The 19,485-nt window shown below is 58.0% G+C and carries 16 protein-coding genes; 12 read left to right on the top strand and 4 right to left on the bottom strand.

Annotated elements, in window-relative coordinates:
• A partial coding sequence (locus LPZ50_RS01875) for an acyclic terpene utilization AtuA family protein (RefSeq protein ID WP_230656925.1) occupies nt 1-1,101 on the bottom strand: 1,101 nt, incomplete at its 3' end.
• Nucleotides 1,102-1,210: 109 nt separating this feature from the next.
• Here LPZ50_RS01875 and LPZ50_RS01870 point away from each other — a divergent pair.
• From LPZ50_RS01870 to LPZ50_RS01840, 7 genes are all read left to right on the top strand, one after another.
• Nucleotides 1,211-2,113 (top strand): LysR family transcriptional regulator, encoded by a 903-nt coding sequence (locus LPZ50_RS01870; RefSeq protein ID WP_230656923.1) that lies wholly within the window; start codon nt 1,211-1,213, stop codon nt 2,111-2,113.
• 112 nt (nt 2,114-2,225) lie between these two features.
• Entirely contained in the window at nt 2,226-2,612 is a 387-nt protein-coding gene (locus tag LPZ50_RS01865) for a Rid family detoxifying hydrolase (RefSeq protein WP_230656922.1), read from the top strand.
• Nucleotides 2,613-2,628: 16 nt separating this feature from the next.
• Nucleotides 2,629-4,716: an ATP-dependent DNA helicase RecG gene (gene recG, locus LPZ50_RS01860; RefSeq protein ID WP_230656920.1), complete on the top strand. Its 2,088-nt coding sequence runs from the start codon at nt 2,629-2,631 to the stop codon at nt 4,714-4,716.
• Nucleotides 4,717-4,771: 55 nt separating this feature from the next.
• Nucleotides 4,772-5,716 (top strand): LysR substrate-binding domain-containing protein, encoded by a 945-nt coding sequence (locus LPZ50_RS01855; RefSeq protein ID WP_230656919.1) that lies wholly within the window; start codon nt 4,772-4,774, stop codon nt 5,714-5,716.
• 58 nt (nt 5,717-5,774) lie between these two features.
• Nucleotides 5,775-6,278 carry a Dps family protein gene (locus LPZ50_RS01850; RefSeq protein WP_230656917.1) on the top strand — a complete coding sequence of 168 codons (504 nt, stop codon included), beginning with the start codon at nt 5,775-5,777 and terminating at the stop codon, nt 6,276-6,278.
• A gap of 105 nt (nt 6,279-6,383) precedes the next feature.
• Entirely contained in the window at nt 6,384-7,178 is a 795-nt protein-coding gene (locus LPZ50_RS01845) for an SDR family NAD(P)-dependent oxidoreductase (RefSeq protein ID WP_230656915.1), read from the top strand.
• Nucleotides 7,171-8,691: an LTA synthase family protein gene (locus tag LPZ50_RS01840; protein ID WP_230656913.1), complete on the top strand. Its 1,521-nt coding sequence runs from the start codon at nt 7,171-7,173 to the stop codon at nt 8,689-8,691. The genes LPZ50_RS01845 and LPZ50_RS01840 overlap by 8 nt, the downstream gene beginning before the upstream one ends.
• Before the next feature lie 61 nt (nt 8,692-8,752).
• Here LPZ50_RS01840 and LPZ50_RS01835 read toward each other — a convergent pair whose 3' ends face one another.
• Complete coding sequence (locus LPZ50_RS01835) at nt 8,753-10,360, bottom strand: Hint domain-containing protein (protein WP_230656911.1); 1,608 nt, start codon at nt 10,358-10,360, stop codon at nt 8,753-8,755.
• 952 nt (nt 10,361-11,312) lie between these two features.
• On the opposite strand from LPZ50_RS01835, the gene tauA reads away from it, so the two are divergent.
• Genes tauA through LPZ50_RS01820 form a run of 3 tightly spaced genes read left to right on the top strand, consistent with a single transcriptional unit; the run spans nt 11,313 to nt 14,050 of the window.
• The gene (tauA, locus tag LPZ50_RS01830) at nt 11,313-12,344 is read left to right on the top strand and encodes a taurine ABC transporter substrate-binding protein (protein WP_230656909.1); all 1,032 of its coding nucleotides are present in this window, start codon (nt 11,313-11,315) and stop codon (nt 12,342-12,344) included.
• A 34-nt stretch (nt 12,345-12,378) separates the two neighbouring features.
• A complete protein-coding gene (locus LPZ50_RS01825; protein ID WP_230656926.1) occupies nt 12,379-13,224 on the top strand; it encodes a taurine ABC transporter ATP-binding protein in 846 nt (281 codons plus the stop codon).
• Nucleotides 13,217-14,050: an ABC transporter permease subunit gene (locus tag LPZ50_RS01820; protein WP_230656907.1), complete on the top strand. Its 834-nt coding sequence runs from the start codon at nt 13,217-13,219 to the stop codon at nt 14,048-14,050. The genes LPZ50_RS01825 and LPZ50_RS01820 overlap by 8 nt, the downstream gene beginning before the upstream one ends.
• Nucleotides 14,051-14,322: 272 nt before the next feature.
• Here LPZ50_RS01820 and LPZ50_RS01815 read toward each other — a convergent pair whose 3' ends face one another.
• A complete protein-coding gene (locus LPZ50_RS01815; protein WP_230656905.1) occupies nt 14,323-14,544 on the bottom strand; it encodes a hypothetical protein in 222 nt (73 codons plus the stop codon).
• Nucleotides 14,545-14,959: 415 nt separating this feature from the next.
• Here LPZ50_RS01815 and LPZ50_RS01810 point away from each other — a divergent pair, with 415 nt between their 5' ends.
• Nucleotides 14,960-15,955 (top strand): right-handed parallel beta-helix repeat-containing protein, encoded by a 996-nt coding sequence (locus LPZ50_RS01810; protein ID WP_230656904.1) that lies wholly within the window; start codon nt 14,960-14,962, stop codon nt 15,953-15,955.
• A gap of 143 nt (nt 15,956-16,098) precedes the next feature.
• Nucleotides 16,099-17,886 carry a hypothetical protein gene (locus LPZ50_RS01805; protein WP_230656902.1) on the top strand — a complete coding sequence of 596 codons (1,788 nt, stop codon included), beginning with the start codon at nt 16,099-16,101 and terminating at the stop codon, nt 17,884-17,886.
• A 123-nt stretch (nt 17,887-18,009) separates the two neighbouring features.
• Here LPZ50_RS01805 and LPZ50_RS01800 read toward each other — a convergent pair whose 3' ends face one another.
• Nucleotides 18,010-19,485 (bottom strand): pyridoxal phosphate-dependent decarboxylase family protein, encoded by a 1,476-nt coding sequence (locus tag LPZ50_RS01800; protein ID WP_230656901.1) that lies wholly within the window; start codon nt 19,483-19,485, stop codon nt 18,010-18,012.

Below are 19,485 nucleotides of genomic sequence, written 5' to 3'. Positions count from 1 at the left end.
GCCCAGAATGCTCAGCACGCCAATCAGGTCCGTGCGCACGGCCAGCGCATCGCCCAGGCGGCGCCGCACGATGTCGGCCGCCAGGCGGGCACGGGCTTCGGCCTGCACCCCGGCGTATGAAATTTCTGCTTCGGCCAGCCAGCCGCCGCGGTAGCAGACATTGACTTTCAGTTCCTCGGGCCGGGGGTGTCCGGTGATGCCATGCACGGCCACACGGTCGCGGCCCAGCACCTCTACCGAGGCGCCGCTCAGGTCGGCCACGACGTCGGGTGTCAGGTAGCGCGCGGGGTCGTGCACTTCATACAGCAGCTGTTCCTTTACCGTGCGCGCATCCACCGCGCCGCCGGTGCCGTCGGCCTTGCCGATGACGAAGCCGCCGTCGGCGTCGATCTCGGCAATGGGGTAGCCGGCCGCGTGCACATCGGGCACTTCCTTCAAGCCGGGCACGCAGAAATATCCACCCGTGACCTGCAGGCCGCATTCCAGCATATGGCCCGCCATGGTGGCGCGCCCCAGCCTCTGCCAGTCGTCCATGGCCCAACCGTAATGGGCCATGGCCGGCCCCACTGTCAGCGACGGATCAGACACGCGGCCGGCCACCACCACCTGCGCGCCGGCCCGCAGCGCATCGGCAATCTCGGCCGCGCCCAGGTACACGTTGGCGCTGACCACGTCCATGCCGTCCAGCCGCGGCCCCAGGCGTTCGCGAAGCAGGGCGCGCTGTTCGGGCGTGTTCAGCGCATCGCCGTGCACCACCGCGATGCGCGGTGCGGGCAGGCCCTGGCGGCGCGCCAGTTCGGCAATGCAACCCGCCGCCGCCGGGGGGTTGGCCGCGCCGAAATTGCTCACGATGCGGATGCCATGGCGCAGGCAGTCGGCCAGCACGGGGGCCAGCAGGTCTTGTAGCAGGGGTTCGTAGCCGCTGTCCGGGTCGGCATTGCGGGCCAACTGGGCCAGGGCCAGCGTGCGTTCGGCCAGGGTCTCGAAGATCAGCGTGCCGCCGCCGCGTGCAATCAGCGTTTGCACCACGGCCTGCGCGCCGTCGGTGCGGTCGCCCGAAAAACCGGTTGCGCAACCGATCAGGAAAGGAGAAGCAGCCATCTTGGGTCTCATAGCGCGGCGCCCGTGGCGCGTTTGCGATCAGGCGACTATAGGCAGGCTTGCTTCATAAGTGAAATAGAAATATAAGATCAATTAATCCAAAATTTCTATGAATTTATCCGCCCGTCAACTGCGCGCCTTCGTGGCCTTGGCCGACGAAAAGCACTTCACCCGCGCCGCCCAGCGCTGCCACCTGACCCAACCCGCGTTCAGCGCGCTGATACGCGCCCTGGAAGAATCCGCCGGCGTGCGGCTGTTCGACCGCAATACGCGCAACGTGGAACTCACGGCCGAGGGCCGCGTGCTGGACGCATCGGCCCGCCGCCTGCTGGGCGAATTCGACGTGGTCGTGGAAGACTTGCGCGACCACGCCGCGCGGCGCCGCGGGCGCGTCACGGTGGCTGCCTTGCCCTCGCTGGCCGCCGGCTGGCTGCCGGGCCTGCTGGCCCGCTTCCACCACGATTACCCCGGCATCACGCTGCAGTTGCGCGACGCCTTGCTCGACCCCTGCCTGGACATGGTGCAGGCGGGCGCGGCCGATTTCGCGGTGGCGGCGCAGCGCGCCGACATGTCCGACCTGGAAAGCGAGTTCCTGCATGCCGACCGTTTTTTCCTGGTGTGCCGCAAAGACCACCCCCTGGCCGATAAAACGCGCATCCGCTTGCGCGACCTGGGCCGCTGGCCCCTGATCCAGCTGGCCCGCGGCAGCAGCGTGCGGCGCCACCTGGACGAGGCCCTGGGCGGCGCGCCCACCCAGCCCATGCTGGAGGTGGAACACCTGGCCACCGTCACCGGCCTGGTGTCGGCGGGGCTGGGCATTAGCGTGGTGCCCGCCATGACGCTGTTCCACTTCCGGCGCGACGAACTGGCCATCAAGCCCCTGGCCGGCAAGCCCTTGACCCGGCCGCTGTACCTGGTGCGCCGCCAGGGCCGCAGCCTGTCGGTGGCGGCGCAAACGCTTTACGATCTGCTGCTGGAACACCGCGAACAAATAGGCGCAGAGCAGGGGTGAAGCATGGGTATCGGCCGCCCGCGGCGGCAACCCGCCGCTTTCGCAAATGCCTATTGCTGATTACACTTCAATAGTCCAGTCTGTCCCGACTGATCTTCCAAGGATACGGCCCATGAGCAAGCAAATCATCCATACCGACGACGCCCCGGCCGCCGTTGGCCCTTACTCGCAAGCAGTAGCCGCCACGGGCACCAAAACCGTCTACCTGTCCGGCCAGATCGGCCTGGAACCCGGTACCGGCGACCTGGTATCCGAAAACTTCGATGCCCAGGTGCGCCAGGCTTTCGCCAACATGACAGCCGTCATCGAAGAAGCTGGCGGCACCCTGAACGACATCGTCAAGCTCACCTTGTTCCTGACCGACCTGAACAAGTTCACCGCCGCCAACGCCATCATGGCCGAGCTGATCCCGCAGCCGTTCCCGGCCCGTTCCACCATCGGCGTGGCCAGCCTGCCAAAAAACGCGCAGTTCGAAGTCGAGGCCGTCCTGGTCCTGTAACGCCAGGCTCCTGCTCATGCCCGCCACCGCCGCGGCACGCAAAGCGCCGGTAGCCCCCACGGGCGCCGGGCGGTCGCTGACAGATGTGCAGCGCAAGCTGCACAGCCTGGGCCTGATAACGGCCGACGATTGCATCCTGCATTTGCCGTTGCGCTACGAAGACGAAACCCGCGTAGTGCCCATCGGCTCGCTGCGCCCGGGCGCAGCCGCCCAGGTAGAAGGCGAAATCCTGCGCAGCGAAATCCTGTACCGGCCGCGCCGCCAACTGACCGCGGTCATGGCCGACGACAGCGGCGAACTGCAATTGCGCTGGCTGAATTTCTACCCCAGCCAGCAGAAACAGCTGGCCATCGGACGCCGGCTGCGCGCGCGCGGCGAAGTACGCGGCGGCCTGTTCGGCCGCGAAATCGTGCACCCGCGCATGAGCAGCGCCGACACGCCATTGCCCGACGCGCTGACACCGGTATACCCCAGCACCGACGGGCTGTCCCAGCCTTCGCTGCGCAAAGCCATCACCCAGGCCCTGCAGCAGGCCGACCTGAGCGACACGCTGCCGCCGGCGGCGCTGCAGCGCTACGGCCTGATGCCATTCGAACCCGCCATACGCCTGCTGCATGCCCCCCCGCCGGGCGTGTCCGAGCAAGACCTGATCGAACGCGGCCACCCCGCCTGGACGCGTATTAAATTCGACGAACTGCTGGCCCAGCAGCTGTCGCTGGCCGCCGCGCGTGCGGCGCGGCGTACCATCCAGGCCGAACCCCTGCCGGCCGCAAGCGGGCAGGGCGGCCTGGTGCAGCGCCTGTACGCCGCGCTGCCATTTCAATTAACCGCCGCGCAGCAACGCGTGGTGCGGGAAATAGCCGCCGACCTGGCCCAGCCGTACCCCATGCACCGCCTGCTGCAAGGCGACGTGGGCAGCGGCAAAACCGTGGTGGCGGCCATCGCCGCCGCCCAGGCCATTGCCTGTGGCGCCCAGGTGGGATTGATGGCGCCCACCGAAATCCTGGCTGAACAACACTTCCACAAGCTGGTGTCCTGGCTGCAGCCGCTGGGCGTGAACGTGGCCTGGCTTAGCGGCAGCCAAACCGCCAAGGCCCGCCGCCAGGCGGCCGCCAGCGCGGCCGACGGCAGCGTGCAACTGGTGGTGGGCACCCAGGCCCTGATCCAGGACCACGTCGAATTCCAACGCCTTGGCCTGTCCATCGTCGACGAACAGCACCGTTTCGGCGTGGGCCAGCGCCTGGCGCTGACGCGCAAGGGCGAAGCCCCGCAAGGCCGCATCGTGCCGCACCAGTTGAACATGAGCGCCACCCCCATTCCGCGCACGCTGGCCATGACATTCTTCGCCGACCTGGACGTTTCCGTCATCGACGAACTTCCGCCCGGGCGCACGCCGGTGGTTACCAAACTGGTGTCCGACAACCGCCGCGAAGAAGTCATCGCCCATATTGCCAATGCCGTGCGCCAAGGCCGGCAGGCCTATTGGGTGTGCCCGCTGGTCGAAGAAAGCGAAGCCCTGCAGTTGCAAACCGCGGTCGACACTTATGACGCCATGTGCGCCGAACTGCCCGACCTGCGGCTGGGCCTGGTGCACGGACGCCTGCCCCAGGCCGACAAGGCCGCCGTCATGCAGGCCTTCCGCGACGGGCAAATCGACCTGCTGGTGGCCACCACCGTCATCGAAGTGGGCGTGGACGTGCCCAATGCATCGCTCATGGTCATCGAACACGCCGAACGTTTCGGCCTGGCCCAGCTGCACCAGCTGCGCGGCCGGGTGGGGCGGGGCAGCGCCGAATCCGTGTGCGTGCTGTTGTACCAATCGCCCTTGTCGCAAGTGGCGCGCCAACGGCTGCGGGCCATGTTCGAAACGTCCGACGGTTTCGAGATCGCCCGCCGCGACCTGGAGCAGCGCGGTCCCGGTGAGTTCCTGGGCACGCGCCAATCGGGCATGGCGCTGCTGCGCTTCGCCGACCTGGAATCCGACACCGGCATTGCCGAGCAGGCCCGCGACGCCGCCGCCTGGCTGCGCGCCGAACATCCCGCCGCCGTGCAGGCACACCTGGCGCGCTGGATGCGTGGTCGAGAAGACTTCCTGCGCACATGAAACCTAATTGTCTTTCCCGTCGTCAAAGCTCGTTCCATACAAGGTACGCATTGCCATGACTCTGACCGAACTCAAATACATCGTTGCGGTAGCGCGCGAGCGGCATTTCGGGCGTGCCGCCGAAGCCTGCTTCGTCAGCCAGCCCACGCTATCGGTGGCCATCCGCAAACTGGAAGACGAATTGGGGGTCACGCTGTTTGAACGGGGCGGCGCCGAAGTGGGCGTAACCGCCATCGGCCAGCGCATCGTCACGCAGGCGCAGAAGGTGCTGGAAGAAAGCGCCAGCATCAAGGAAATCGCCCGCCAGGGCCACGACCCGCTGGCCGGGCCGCTGCGCGTGGGCGTCATCCATACCATCGGCCCCTACCTGCTGCCGCGCCTGGTGCCCCTGCAAATTGCCCGTACCCCGCAAATGCCGCTGCTGCTGCAGGAAAATTTCACCCTGCGCCTGGTGGAACTGCTGCGCCAGGGCGAAATCGACTGCGCCATCATGGCCTTGCCGTTGCCCGAAGCCGGGCTGGTCACCCAGCCGCTATACGACGAACCCTTCGTCGTGGCCGTGCCCCGCGACCACGAATGGGCCGGCCGCGAAGCCATCAGTTCCGAAGACCTGAAGCAGCAGACCATGCTGCTGCTGGGCACCGGCCATTGCTTCCGCGACCAGGTGCTGGAAGTCTGTCCCGAGCTGTCGCGCTTTTCCGCGGCCAGCGACGGCATCCAGCGCACCTTCGAAGGCTCGTCGCTGGAAACCATACGCCACATGGTGGCCGCCGGCATCGGCGTCACCGTGCTGCCCGTCACCGCCATTCCCGAAACCCCGCAGCCCAAGGCGCTGCTGCGCTACCTGCCGTTCGAAGGCCATCCGCCCGAACGCCGCGTGGTGTTGGCGTGGCGCCGCAGCTTCCCGCGCCTGGCCGCCATCGAAGCCCTGGCCCAGGCCGTGTACGAATGCGATCTGCCGGGCGTAAAGATGCTGGCCAACGAAGCGGCTACCGCATAAGCGAATCTCTTCAGTGGTATTCTTCCTCAGTCCCTGTCCTTAGATAAAGGAGCACTACATGGCCAAGTCGTCCAAAGCCGCCGGCGCCACCGCCGTTCGCATCAACATCGGTATTTCCGACAAAGATCGCACCGCGATCGCGGGCGAGCTTTCCAAGGTGCTGGCGGATTCCTACACGCTGTACCTCATGACGCACAATTTCCACTGGAACGTCACCGGTCCGCTGTTCAACACGCTGCACCAGATGTTCATGACCCAGTATTCCGAAGAATGGGCCGCGCTGGACGACATCGCCGAGCGCATCCGCGCCCTGGGCGTGCATGCCCCCGGCACGTACCGCGAATTCGCCAAGCTGTCGTCCATTGCCGAACCGGGCGACGTGCCCGACGCCATGGAAATGGTGCGCCTGCTGGTCAAGGGCAACGAAGCCGTTTCCAAGACGGCCCGCGCCGCCTTCGACAAAGCCGATGGCGCCAACGACCAGCCCACGGCCGACCTGCTGACCCAGCGCATGGACATCCACGAAAAGAACGCCTGGATGCTGCGCAGCCTGCTTGAATAAGGGCGCCTGCCCCGGTCGACAGTTCCACCGGCTTCCCCTGGCGGGAAGCCGGTGTCGTTTCCGCCGTGCCCAAGCGCCAGCGGCAACTTCATCGTTCTATTCCGCATGACGCCTGTTTCCGCAAATTTTTCCCATGTGCCCGCCTGCGTGCTGATCACCGGCGCCACCGGCGGCATAGGCGGCGCCCTGGCGCTGGAATACGCCCGCGCCGGCACGGCCACGCTGATCCTGCAGGGGCGCAACCGCGGCCGCCTGGACGAACTGGCCCAGGCCTGCGGCCAACTGGGCGCGCGCGTCGTACTGCATGAACTGGACGTGCGCGACCACGACGCCTTGATCCAGTGGCTGACCGAAATGGGCGCCACCGAAGCCCCCGACCTGGTCATCGCCAATGCGGGCGTCAACATCAATACCGGCCCCGGGCAGCAGGGGGAAACCTGGAGCGACATGCACGGCCTGTTCGACGTAAACGTCAAAGCCGCACTGGCTACCGTGCATGCCAGCCTGCCCGCCATGCGCGCGCGGCGCAGCGGGCAAATCGCTTTGGTCAGTTCGCTGGCCGCCTGGCGCGGCCTGCCCGAAACACCCAGCTACAGCGCCAGCAAGGCCGCCGTGAAAGTGTATGGCGAAGCCATGCGCGACCTGCTGGCGGGCGAGGGCGTAAACATCAACGTCATCATGCCGGGGTACGTGGAATCGCAAATGTGCTTCGACATGCCCGGCCCCAAGCCCTTTCTGTGGAAGGCGGACAAGGCCGCGCGCATCATCCGGCGCGGCCTGGCCGCCAACAAGGCGCGCATCAGTTTTCCGTTTCCGCTGAACCTGGGGTGCTTCCTGCTGTCCGTCATCCATCCCGCCGTGTCGGGATGGATACTGAAACGGCTGGGCTATCGTGGCTGATTCCTGGGCCGGCGCGCTGGCCGCCGCCTACCTGGGCGGGCTGCTGCTTTCCTGGGTCGTCGAAGCATTGCTGCAGCCGCGCCCCGCGGCCCCGTGGCGCAGGCCGCCCGCCGCCTGGGCCGCCCATACCGGCACCTGGACCCTGGCCTTCGCCTTCACGCTGTTGCTGTACCAAAGGCCGGTGTTCGCGGCCATCAACGCCCTGGCGCTGGAACTGGTCATCGTGGTGGTCAGCAACGCCAAGTACAAATCCCTGCGCGAACCCTTCGTCTACGCCGACTTCGAGTACTTCACCGATGCCATCCGCCATCCGCGCCTGTACCTGCCGTTCCTGAACGTGTGGTCGGCCGTGCTGCCGCCCCTGGTATTCGCGCTGGCCTGCATTGCCGCCTTTCGCTACGAAACCAGCCTGCCCAGCCAGATGGGCAGCGCAGGCGCGTACCTGGCAGTGGTTGCCGCGCTGGCCCTGGCGGGTGCATGGCTGTGCCGGGCCCGGCCCGGGCCCATGGCCTACGACGCCATCGCCGACCTGCGCGCGCACGGCCTATTGGCCTGCCTGTGGGCCTACGCCCGCGCCGAAAGGCTGGCCCCGGCGCTTGCGCCCGTCCCGTGGCCGGTATTCCCGCCCGGCGCTGCCTTGCCCGACCTGGTCTCGGTACAAAGCGAATCCTTCTTCGACCCCAGGCCGTTCTACCCAGCCTTGCGCCCCGAGCTGCTGGCCGGTTTCGACAAACTGTGCGCCGAGTCCTGGCAGTACGGGCAGACCAGCGTGCCCGCCTGGGGCGCCAACACCGTGCGCAGCGAATTCGAATTCCTGACCGGGCTGCCCGCCGAATCGCTGGGCGTACACCGCTTCCAACCCTACCGCCGCCTGGCCAGGCAGGGCGTGCCGGCACTGGCCAACCACCTGCGCCAGCAGGGCTATCGCACCGTGTGCATACATCCGTATCACCCGGGCTTCTACCGGCGCGACACCATCCTGCCGCTGCTGGGCTTCGACACCTTCATCAGCCTGGACGCCTTCACCGGCAGCCCGAATACCGGCCCCTACATCGGCGACGCCGAAGTGGCGCGCAAAGCCCTAAGCCTGTTGAATGATGCCGACCCTCGGCCCATCTACCTGCACCTGATCACCATGGAAAACCATGGCCCGCTGCATTGGGAAAAAGCCGGCCACGCCGACCACCAGGCCACCACCCGCGCGGCATTGCCCGCCGGTTGTGACGACCTGGTCGTGTATGCGCGCCACCTGCGCAACGCCGACGCCATGTTCGGCATGCTGGCCGACGGGCTGCGGGGCAGGGGCCGGCCAGCCAGCCTGTGCGTGTTTGGCGACCACGTGCCCATCATGGCCGGCGTCTACCAGGCCCTGGGCGAACCCGCCGGCACCACCCCGTACCTGATCTGGGCCAACAGCGACCAGGCGGATGCCCAACGGCGCGATATCGCCCTGAGCGACCTGGCCACGGCCTGGCTACGGCAAGCCGCGCAGCAGGCGAAGCAGCAGCCATAAAAAAAGGCGGCCGAAGCCGCCTTTGCAAGAACATACAGAACTATCTATTTGAAAGGCCGTATCAAGCCGCGCGCTTGCGCTCCGCCCAGTACGAGTAGGTGCGCAGCACATGCAGTTCCAGCACCGCCTGGCCCTGGGCGCCGTGCACCGCGGCGGGAATTACCGCCTTGCCGTTCGTCCAGCGCATGGCCACACCGTGCACGTCCTGCACCGGATGCAGTCCGGCCAGGCCGCTGTCCAGCAGGTCGATATCGCGGCGGCCCGCCTCGTCCTCGATGGTAATGCGGGCGAGGCCCACACCCACCTGGCGCAGGTCGCGGCGCGGATGCGCCGTGGTGTCACGCACCACCGACGAGCGCGACAGAATGCGCAAGTCGCTGGCTTGCACGCCGGCCGGCAACACAAAGCGCATCACGCCTTCCAACTGGCCGGCCGTTTCCGGGCGCACTTCCTGGCCATTCACCTCTACGCGCAGATCCGGCTCTTGCACACGCATCGACTGGGTCAGCGTCTCGGCGCGCTTCAGCAGATGCTTGCGCAGCGCCTCGAGCACGGGGCCCGAGCGCAGCACCTCGATGCCTTCGACCTGCGGCCGTCCTTCGGCCGGCCCGAAGTCGGGGTGCATGGCCACGCTGGCCGCATTCTGGAACATGGAGCGGTTGCCCGTATCCACATACGACTCGGCCGGCACGCCTTCGGCCAGCAGGATGTCGAAGCTTTCCAGCTCTACGTGGAAGTATTCGAACACCGGGCGCGCGAAGTCCTGCGTAATGGTCTTGCCATTCACCAGCAGCATGGCCGGCACCAGCTTGCCGTCGAAGAACACGTGGTGCCCCGGCGACAGGGTCAGGTCACGAAACGGCACGTTCTGCGCGAAGGCACCCTTCTGGATCACCACCGGGAAGGCGCGGATGGCGTCCTTGGCCGGAATGCGCGACTTGCGCAGCGTGCGATAGCCCAGCCACTTCACCGTGGCCACGCCGCCGCTTGCCGTCAGCACCTTGTCGCCCGCTTTCAGGTCTTCCACCTTGGTTTCCCCGTCCGGCGTGGCAATGTGCGTGCCTTTCAGGTAGCAGGCGTAGGTCATGTTGCCGCCTTCGAACGTGACCAGGGCTGGATCCAGGCCTTCGGCTCCGAACCGGCCCACCACGACGCCGAGGTCGTTCGTGAACACCAATTCGTCGCCTACATACGAGCCGCCAGTGGCCCCAATAACCTGAATCTGGTCGCCTTCGGTAATGCCCGTGATATTCGGCGGCGTGGAGACGTCCAGGTTGACACCGGTGGCGTCGAAAATCAGCGTGGAACTGCCGTCGCCATCCATGTTGACGTTAACGGTGTTCAACAGGCCCACGTTCAGGAACGCAGGCGTCATCTCCATGCTGGCGCCTTCCGCCAGGTTGTAATTGAACGTGGTCAGCGCACTGACGCCAGCCAGGCCTGTGAGTTCTACACTGGCGTTTTCTCCCACGTTGATGGTGTGGTTGCCAGCGATACCCAAGCCCAGCGTCTGGTTGATTTCCAGGACGTCGGTAGAGCCGCCCGTGTTGGTGACATTCAACGTCGAGCTGTTGATCAGGTTGACGTTTACTGTCAACGAGTCGCCTTCATAGGTTCCCTGATCGACAGTCTGGGTCGCATTGCCGATGCCAAGATTGATTGTTGCCATGAAGCACCTCTAGGGTTTCTTTCGTTATCCGAGGCGGGTAGGGCATGGAGGCCTGCATGCACTGAAATAAATTGTGCAATACCCGCAACATGTGAGTTGCTCGAGGGCGCAGGCTGTCCCGCTGCCATGCTGTGAGATGGCAATCAAGATAGGATCTGTAGGGGGCGCGCTGCGGTCGAGAGACGGGCTACGGGCGCGCTAGGAGGGCGGCGACATCATCTTTCTCCCATATGGAAAGCTTGCTGTCATGCAGGGCGGAACGGTCCTGCAGGTAACTGCCACTCACACAATCCGAAATGGAGTTACTGCGACGAAGGCTATAGGAAGATATTGAGATGTTAATTTCAAATTATTTTTATTTGTTAAGGGATAAGGCTCAAAATATCTCTATAAATTTCAATATAGTGTGAAAAGTGAGCTGCTTTTGGTCTTGTGTGTGTTTCAGTGTCGATTGGCTGTTGTAACATTTGAGATATTTTAAATTTATTTGATTCATTTTGATGTGATGATTTCGTGCTTTTGGCACAGATGTTGCCAGGCTACATGCCATCCTGGTGTTGGCTGGTTGGCATGATTCGTAACTCATCTGAGGCTTAGCAGCCTTTCTTTGGGGCTTAATGCAGGCATCCCGCCGCCACTTACACCACTGACCATGAAGACGAAATGGCAGTCGGCGCGCATCCTCACCACCAACCCGTTATTACCGATATCCGGCAGAGATCAAGGGTCGGTCGACCCATTGGCGCAAAGTTGCTGAATAGCCATTCGGAGAGCGGCTTGCAGTCTGGGGTGGGTAGTGATCTGCAGGAGCGTTGGCGGTAACTATTGAAGGTGTTTAGACGACGGTCGCGTAAATTGCTTTAGGTTCACTGCCAATTGGGAGAACTGGTTACGAATAGTCGAGTCCAGGTCTGTTAGCATTGCCCGCGCGCCGCCATTCAAGGAGCTTGTCATGCCACTGAAGTCTCATCTTGTCCGTTTCTGCACGCTTGCCGGTTTAGTGTTTTCGTTGCTAATGGCGTGTACTGCCCACGCTCAGACTAAATTGGTTGTGGGTTACCAGTTGATCGTAGGCCCGTTTCTCTCTGCTATTGCGGATGGCAGCTTCGACAAAGCATTGAGGCAGGCTGGTTACGAGGTGGACTGGCGCCAGTTCTCCTCCGCAGGTGATATTTCGACAGCGCTTGCCTCTGGGCGAGTGCCGGTGGGCGTGCTCGGATCCACCGGCATCACTGCCGCTGCCACGCGCGGGGTGGATATGGAGTTGTTCTGGATTCTGGACGATATCGGCCAATCCGAGGCTTTGGTGGCCCGCAACGGATCTGGAATTAATAATCCTCAGGACTTGAAGGGTAAGCGCGTGGCCACGCCATTCGTTTCCACCTCGCATTTTCATCTATTGGTGGCTTTGAATAGACTGTGGGGGATTGATCCCCGTGAACTGCGCATCTTGAATATGCAGCCGCCTCAGATCGTGGCTGCATGGCAGCGTGGTGACATTGATGCTGCTTACGTATGGCCTCCAGCCTTGGTCGAATTGCAGGCGTCGGGTAAGACGATCGCAGACTCGGAATCGATTGGCAAAGCCAGCGTGCCGACTTTTGATGGTTTAGTAGTTGACAAGGCATGGGCCCAAAAGAATCCTGAGTTCATGGCAGCTTTCACGCGGGTGCTCGCAGAAGCATATGCTGAGTATCGGGCTCATGGTGCGGACTGGACTCCTGATTCGCCGCAGGTGCAGGGCATGGTCAAATTGATTGGTGGAAAACCTGACGATATCGTCCAAGCTTTGAAGCTGCTTGGTTTCCCCACTGCAGAGGAGCAGATCTCCCCCCAGTGGTTGGGAAGTGGGAAAGAGTCCGGCGCTGCCAAGGCGCTTGTTGCTAATGCACAGTTCTTGAAAGAACAGAAGCAAATCGACTCGACGCTACCGGACTATATAAAGCACGTGAATGCCAGCTATGCGCAAGCTGTTGCGCAATGATGGCCACCCGCTCTTCAGGCCCCAGAAACCACATATGAACATGTCGTCGACTATCAGCCCACCCAATATCCGGACGCTGCGTGCCGAAGACGTTGGCGTTACGTACCCGGGCGTTCATGACAGTGAGCCTGTCGTGGCATTGCAGGGGGTCAATCTCAATATAGAGCCGGGAGAGTTTGTGGTCGCGTTGGGAGCATCCGGCTGCGGCAAGACGACGCTGCTCAATTTGTTGGCTGGGTTTTTATCTCCATCGCAGGGGCGAATTACGTTGGCCGGCCAACCTATCCAAGGCCCGGGTGCGGACCGTGGCGTTGTTTTCCAGAAGCATGCATTGCTACCTTGGCTAAACGTGCTGGATAACACCGAGTTTGGTCTCAAACTGCAGGGGGTCCCTCGCGCCCACCGCCGCGCGCGAGCTATGGAGAACTTGGAACTAGTAGGCCTACAGGACTTTCACCAACATATGATCTATCAACTTTCTGGCGGAATGCAGCAGCGTGTTGGTATTGCTCGCGCCCTGACCTGCGATCCGGCCATGCTGCTGATGGATGAGCCCATGGCGGCACTTGATGCTCTGACGCGTGAGACCATCCAGGAACTACTACTGCGTATTTGGCACCAAACCGAGAAAATGTTCTTCTTTATTACCCATAGTGTCGAAGAGGCGTTATTCCTCGGTTCCAGGCTGATCGTAATGTCACCACGACCTGGTCGCATCACTCATACATTTGAGTTAAATTTCAATCGTGATTATCTTGAAAATCGCGACAGTCGCGGTATCAAATCAAGCTCGAGTTTTATTGCTATGCGAGAACGCATACTCAGTATAATTTATGGAGATGAGCGAGGAAGCAGTTGCATCGAGGCGCGTAATGCCTAAGTTCTGGCCGCTCTTGAAACGAGAAAAAACTACGGCTGGCGCTGCTTATGGGTCTCCTGGCTCAGGGCGCAGCGAACATATCAGCATCATTACGGTCGCAATACTGGTAGGGCTTTGGATCCTGGCGACTTCTATGGGGTGGGTAAAGCCTCTTTTTCTGCCATCGCCCGCAGCCGTAGGCAAGAAGTTGGTAGTTGCGATGACTGACGGAATAGCTGGATCTACACTGCTGGAGCACGCAAAGGCGAGTTTAATACGAGTGTTTGGCGCATTTTTTTTGGCATGCGCCACCGCAATTCCTGTCGGCATTCTGATGGGCGTGAACCGTTATATGCGCGGTTTTTTCGATCCTATAATTGAGTTTTATCGCCCGCTACCTCCTTTAGCGTATCTTCCCATCATTATTATTTGGTTTGGAATAGGAGAGTTCCCCAAGATTCTGCTCATTTATTTGGCGATCTTTGCTCCGATGGCGATAGCAGCGCGTGCAGGTGTGCGATCAGTTTCGATTGAGCAAATACACGCGGCCTACTCAATGGGGGGAAGTTCGCCGCAGATCGTTTTATACGTCATTTTGAAAGCGGCCTTGCCAGATATTTTTACTGGCATGCGCATCGGCATAGGCGTGGGCTGGACTACATTGGTGGCGGCAGAGATGGTCGCGGCAGATCGAGGGCTAGGTTTCATGGTGTTGAACGCTGCCCAGTTCTTGGCAAGCGATACAGTAATCATGGGCATTGCCGTGATCGGTTTGTTCGCTCTAACCTTCGACTTATTGATGCGGCATTTGATGGCTCGCGCAATTCCTTGGCATGGGCGAAATTAGGCGCCTTTTAATCAGCATAGTGAAGCCGTGGTGGCTTCCTTGACGTCAGCAAAGCAGAGGCGCATGTGTTGAATCACGGGTGTATCTAATATCGACACCCATTCGGCGTGCGAAAGCTACCAATGAGGCCTCGTGGATTCGCTATGAATCCATGGCAGCATGTTAAGGAGCCCAGGGCTTGTCGTGGACTAGTTGCCCAGCCATGCTGGAGTTGGTGCGCCTTCAAGGGCATCCGTATGGAAGGCGCTCCATCCTCTGCAGCCTTGGCACTTTTATTTACCCGGAATTTGCTCAAGCCGATCAATCGTGCTTTGCAGCAACCGCACCATATACACAGCATCGACAGCAGCTTTAGATACGGCTGTTTTCGCCGGTGTCTCGCCCTGAACAAGAAGAGTAGAATGATTCAGAACGCCGCTCTGAATTGCTGACTTGACTAGCTCCAGTGCGATTTCCTTTGTGGTAAGAATCTTAGGAGCACCTTCTTGGGTCATGAGAACCTCTCACTTGGGTTGTGTGGGAAGTTTCCATTGTGCATGGAGCAATGTCGCTACGTCTAGTGTAACGATGGCCAATAGGGCGCCCTGGGTGGGCGACTAATCCTCGACTAAACGGGCTTGCTTGGCCTGATACCTAGGGAAAAAGGGGTGCAGACCGCTGTGTTTCTTAAGCGGTATAAACCATACGCATGCAAAAATTGTGCATCCGTTACAAAATGAGGCTTGAAGGAAAAGCATTGTTATGATGGCTCAAGCCTGTTAAATTTTGTCTTGTTAAGAAAAGCCAAACTCTTGAAATATCTCTGCTGTATAAAGAGGCCAGAAAAAAGCATAAGATTTAATCCTATTTCCATCGCGCAATTACTTCATGGTGTAGAAATATGAATTATTTATTAAAAAGGTGGCAAGCATGATACCTTCAAGTATTTTGCGCATTTTTTTTCTGGTTCTGTTTGGTATTTCTGTTTGCACAGCGGCGCCGGCTATAACTCTTTACGTTGGCCCTAAAGGTAGCGACAGTAACAGCGGTGAGACTGCTGAAACGGCACTAGCTACCCTGCAGCATGCAATGGAGAGAGCTTATGCGGAAGGAGAAAAAACCAGCGGTAGTCATATTCGAATTGAAATTGCTCCTGGCCGTTATTCTAAGCAAAGGATAAAGCTTGGCGAGCCTCCGCCAAACACATATTTTGAGATTACTTCTGAACAAAATGGCGGTTCAAAGCCGGTTTTTGATGGAAAAGGAGGAGGGACGTGGTTCATACTAAAAGGGGCATCTCAGCATGAGGCAAAATTTTCCTTTAGTAATCTGGCAGTGATAAATTATCTTACTGCTATGTCGTTCAATGGAGATCGAGAGAACCCGGATGTTCACCTTGGGGGGAATACTATACGGAATATGAGTTTTCGTAGAATAGGTCAAATTTCTGCCCCTCGAGCGACACGCAGTATGGCGGCCATTCGATTCGTAAATTCTAGAAATAACATTATTGAAAACAACGAATTTATCGAAATAAGAAATAAGAAATGTGATGGCCTGCACACTATCTATATGGCACACCATTCGAGCCATAATAAAATTATGGGAAATACGTTTGATGGTGCCTGCGGGTCTCCAATCCGCATGAGAGACGAATCTAATGGGAATATGGCTTCCGGAAACGTTTTTCGAAATATGCGTACCGGGGCGATTTTTGATGAGTGGTACTGCAATCGAGCCAAGAGCAAGAATTGCTCAAAGACAGACGTGGAATGTCCTTCTTGGGACAATCGCTATGAAAATAATAAGGTAGAAAATTCCGATCAATCGGCCATGACACGCCCAACCTATGTTCGTGTCCCAGAAATCGGCAAAGGTTGTAAAGTGATGCGGACGATGAATGCACAGCGAATATATGCCCCGTAGAGGTACAAATCCGACCCATACAGGCTGCTGAATCAAGATGATGATAAAAGTTTAGAAGCCGCGTAGTCAGGCTGACACGAAATTTTGACGGGCGCGTCTCTATGCGCTATCGAAGAACATGTTTATAGGCTATTGGGTGGCAGATGTCTAACTATTTGATTATCATATCGAAAAAACCGTTTTTAAAGAGAATTGAGGCATGGATTAATAGTGCGATGAGCGATGTTTCCGAGATCGCCCAAGCCAGAATTTCCGAGGACACGAATTTATTATATATAGCGAAAAACGCCCATGACGATTTTAATGGAGTGCGAAGATCTCTGTTTAAAGGGATGGGTGTAAGTTACCGTGAGGAGGCTGTCTTCTTTGGAGAAAAAGGACGTTCGGAGTTCTATGAGAGATTCTCAAGAGCGAATCTGGCCAAAGAACCGGTAGAGGGATGCTATGTCAGTATGACTTGGGATGAGCATCGAGCAATAGTTTCCAATGACACTTTTGCAATGTGTTCAATGCTGTATTTCGCGGAAAAGGGTGTTATTGCAGTATCTGATTCTTTATTTATGCTGGCCAACTTGCGCCAAGCCTTGAATTTGCCTCGATCTTTAAATGATGAGGTCGCAATTGCCCGCTCATGGGGAAACACTATGGCAGGGCAATTGCTTAGTGCAGATACATTAATAGATCAGATAAAGTACATTCAAGTTGGCGGTAAATTGCAGATCGAATATGGCGATGATTTAAATGCTACTGTTTCCCGAAGGACAGTAAATGATTTCTTTTATTCTCCTATGGGAGTGTCTTATGCCGAAACTATCAAGGAGTCGGTTCGTCGTATAGCGAGCCTAACGCATACTCTTTCTGCTATTTCTGTCAACACCGTTCGCATTGCTCTGTCTGGCGGAACTGATTCTCGCGTGATTTTAGCTTGTGCTCTTGCCAGCCCTGCAGTGCGAGACTTAGCAATTTTTAATTGCACGAATACGACACCAGCACATAAAAAAGACTATGATGTAGTTTCGAATTTGAGTGCCCGATTTAATTTTCCTTTGGGGTTGCGGGATCCAAATATAAAACGAAAAGATAAAGATAAAGTGACTAACCCCTTTTCCCTATGGTTGTTGGGGAATGCCGGGATTTATGATTTTCTGGCGAGCTCGACATTTTCATTGAAGCCCATTGGAATTTTTAGTTTTGGTGGTTTTGGGGCCGAGGTGTACAAAGGAATGTACGGCTGGCGTGCTGTGGCCAGGATTGGAAATCATATTAAAAGTCATGACGTCCGAGATGCTTTTATCGCTCAAGCTCAGAAAGGGCTAAGAGCACTTGGAGTAGCTCCAAATGATAAAACTGGCTCGGAATGGCATTATTTGGCATTTCGAAATGCCATACATGCAGGCCGCTCGACTTTGTCCGCTATGACAGGCCTGCGACCTCTTATGCAGAGGGAATTGGTTGGGCTGACCCGCTCGGAGTTAAATCCATTTCCTACGCCCGCGAAAGGAGATAGAAGTATTGTCACGGACATGCTGATTGCAGCTAATCCGGACCTGGCCGTATGCCCATTCGAATCATCTGAAAAGAACATGGCATCAGATTATGTGGAAGAAAGGTCGACTTTTTTGGGTGGTGGGCTCACTTCAGATGATTTATCAGAGTATCAAATATTCGGGTCTGTGGATGAAGTCGCGAATGGGGCTCCGAAATTTTTTTATAATAGAGCCGAAAAATTTTGCTCACGAACAATGACTCATGATGATATATCGAAAACCATGAAAGAAGGCTTCAGCCGTATTTCATCTGAAAGTATAAAGGCCGCATATCACGCAGGTTTCTTGGACGCTGAGAGCGCTCTATCTGTGTCCACTTCGCCTTTGACTCATGCGAAGTCGTATCCGGGAAAGTTAATCAGCTTTCTTCTAGTTGATGATTAAGGTGAACTTTTAATGTGTGTGAATGCTGTTTTAATGTCTTACTCGGGATAGGCTAGCTGACCAATCTGGGTCAGCTAGGGTAAAAGCGTTCATTGATGAGCGGTCTATGAGTGCGTGAATACGCTATCTAGCACCTGCGAGGTGCGGAAGTAAAATTGCTCGAACTCGTTCGACCGCATCAATGGAGTAGGCAATATCATCGTTATTGGTCCGATGATTAACAATTGCGGCACGTAGTACAGTTTGGCCACCGAACTTGGTCGTTGAAAAGACTACAGAGCCATCCATCTGTAATTTTTGAGCAATTTGATTATGTAAGTCGTTATTTTTAGCTTCATTTAACGACGTGCTCGCCGCAGAAAAGCAGCAGATATTTGAAAAAACAGGGGCCGCGAGTGTCAAATTCGGTGAAGCTTTTACAAGCTCACTCATGAAAGAGGCTTGTTCGCAGTTTTTTGTGATTGCATCTGCAAAAGCTTGCTTTCCGTGTGTCTTGAGTGCTGCCCAGACTTTCAATGCCCGGAATCCTCGTGAGAGATCTGTCCCATAATCACAATACCAGGGGTCGCCGCCTGCGAGCCCGAGATCTTGTCCCGCAAGATAAGCGGGTCTTGCCGCAAATGTTGCTCGATGTGCGCTTTCATCTCTTATGAGCACAGCTCCGCAGTCATATTGGACATACATCCACTTGTGAAAATCGAAGGCTAAAGAGTCGGCTCTCTCTAACCCTGCAGCCAAGTCACGCCATGGTGGCGTGGCTAAATTTAGCCAAGCTCCAAATGCTCCATCGACATGGAACCATATCTTCTCAGATGAGCAAAAGTCAGCTATGGCATCGAGGTGGTCAAACTGGCCTAAGTCGACGGAGCCGGCTGTGCCGACTACACAAAAAGGCTTAATTCCACTCTGCCGATCACATTTGACAGCAGCGGCGAGCAATTGCATGTCCATCGAGCCACTGGAGTCTCGCGGGATAGTTCGAAGTGATTTCGAGCCCAAGCCAAGAAGTTCGAGTGCCTTGATTGTGGCATTGTGCACACCGGCTACGGCATATGCGGCCAACGGTGGACCGTTACGTACGCCGTTTCCTCTACTGTCAGGCCCTAGTGCATGTTGACGCGCTGTTGCAAGCGCGACGACCGTTGCTTGAGAGGTCCCTGTAACTAGCAGGCCACTAGCCGTGCGTGGGAATTTGAAGATTCTACGACACCATTCGATCACCGCACGTTCGATGTAAATCGCAGCGTGGTCGCGACCGCCACAATTGCTGTTCATTGTGGCGGCTGCCATCTCAGCGATCAAGCCGCTCGCGAGGCCAGTACCATGCACCCATCCGAAGAAGCGTGGATGGGTATTACCGGTATTGAATGGCAAAATATTCGAGCTCAAAATATCAACAAGTTCTTCAAATCCTTGATTTAACCCATTGTCATCCAAAGTGTATGATTCTCGAATTTCTACTGGGGTTGCTTGCCAGGCATGCTCACGTGCAGCACTCAAGCGATCAATGCAGATGTCTAGCATTCGATGGGCGCTATTACGAAAGGCGTCCCAATCTTCTGGATCAAGTTGAGACGGATATAAAACTGCTTTCTCCAT

Source organism: Bordetella petrii (assembly GCF_020991325.1).
Taxonomy (GTDB): Bacteria; Pseudomonadota; Gammaproteobacteria; order Burkholderiales; family Burkholderiaceae_B; genus Bordetella_A; species Bordetella_A petrii_E.
This window is presented reverse-complemented; position numbering and strand designations above follow the sequence as displayed.

What these genes read in the sequence shown, in the direction of transcription:
- LPZ50_RS01870 (WP_230656923.1), top strand. Translation starts at nt 1,211, where the DNA reads ATGAATTTATCCGCCCGTCAACTGCGCGCCTTCGTGGCCTTGGCCGAC.
- LPZ50_RS01865 (WP_230656922.1), top strand. Translation starts at nt 2,226, where the DNA reads ATGAGCAAGCAAATCATCCATACCGACGACGCCCCGGCCGCCGTTGGC.
- recG (WP_230656920.1), top strand. Translation starts at nt 2,629, where the DNA reads ATGCCCGCCACCGCCGCGGCACGCAAAGCGCCGGTAGCCCCCACGGGC.
- LPZ50_RS01855 (WP_230656919.1), top strand. Translation starts at nt 4,772, where the DNA reads ATGACTCTGACCGAACTCAAATACATCGTTGCGGTAGCGCGCGAGCGG.
- LPZ50_RS01850 (WP_230656917.1), top strand. Translation starts at nt 5,775, where the DNA reads ATGGCCAAGTCGTCCAAAGCCGCCGGCGCCACCGCCGTTCGCATCAAC.
- LPZ50_RS01845 (WP_230656915.1), top strand. Translation starts at nt 6,384, where the DNA reads ATGACGCCTGTTTCCGCAAATTTTTCCCATGTGCCCGCCTGCGTGCTG.
- LPZ50_RS01835 (WP_230656911.1), bottom strand. Translation starts at nt 10,360, where the DNA reads ATGGCAACAATCAATCTTGGCATCGGCAATGCGACCCAGACTGTCGAT.
- tauA (WP_230656909.1), top strand. Translation starts at nt 11,313, where the DNA reads ATGCCACTGAAGTCTCATCTTGTCCGTTTCTGCACGCTTGCCGGTTTA.
- LPZ50_RS01825 (WP_230656926.1), top strand. Translation starts at nt 12,379, where the DNA reads ATGAACATGTCGTCGACTATCAGCCCACCCAATATCCGGACGCTGCGT.
- LPZ50_RS01820 (WP_230656907.1), top strand. Translation starts at nt 13,217, where the DNA reads ATGCCTAAGTTCTGGCCGCTCTTGAAACGAGAAAAAACTACGGCTGGC.
- LPZ50_RS01815 (WP_230656905.1), bottom strand. Translation starts at nt 14,544, where the DNA reads ATGACCCAAGAAGGTGCTCCTAAGATTCTTACCACAAAGGAAATCGCA.
- LPZ50_RS01810 (WP_230656904.1), top strand. Translation starts at nt 14,960, where the DNA reads ATGATACCTTCAAGTATTTTGCGCATTTTTTTTCTGGTTCTGTTTGGT.
- LPZ50_RS01805 (WP_230656902.1), top strand. Translation starts at nt 16,099, where the DNA reads ATGTCTAACTATTTGATTATCATATCGAAAAAACCGTTTTTAAAGAGA.
- LPZ50_RS01800 (WP_230656901.1), bottom strand. Translation starts at nt 19,485, where the DNA reads ATGGAGAAAGCAGTTTTATATCCGTCTCAACTTGATCCAGAAGATTGG.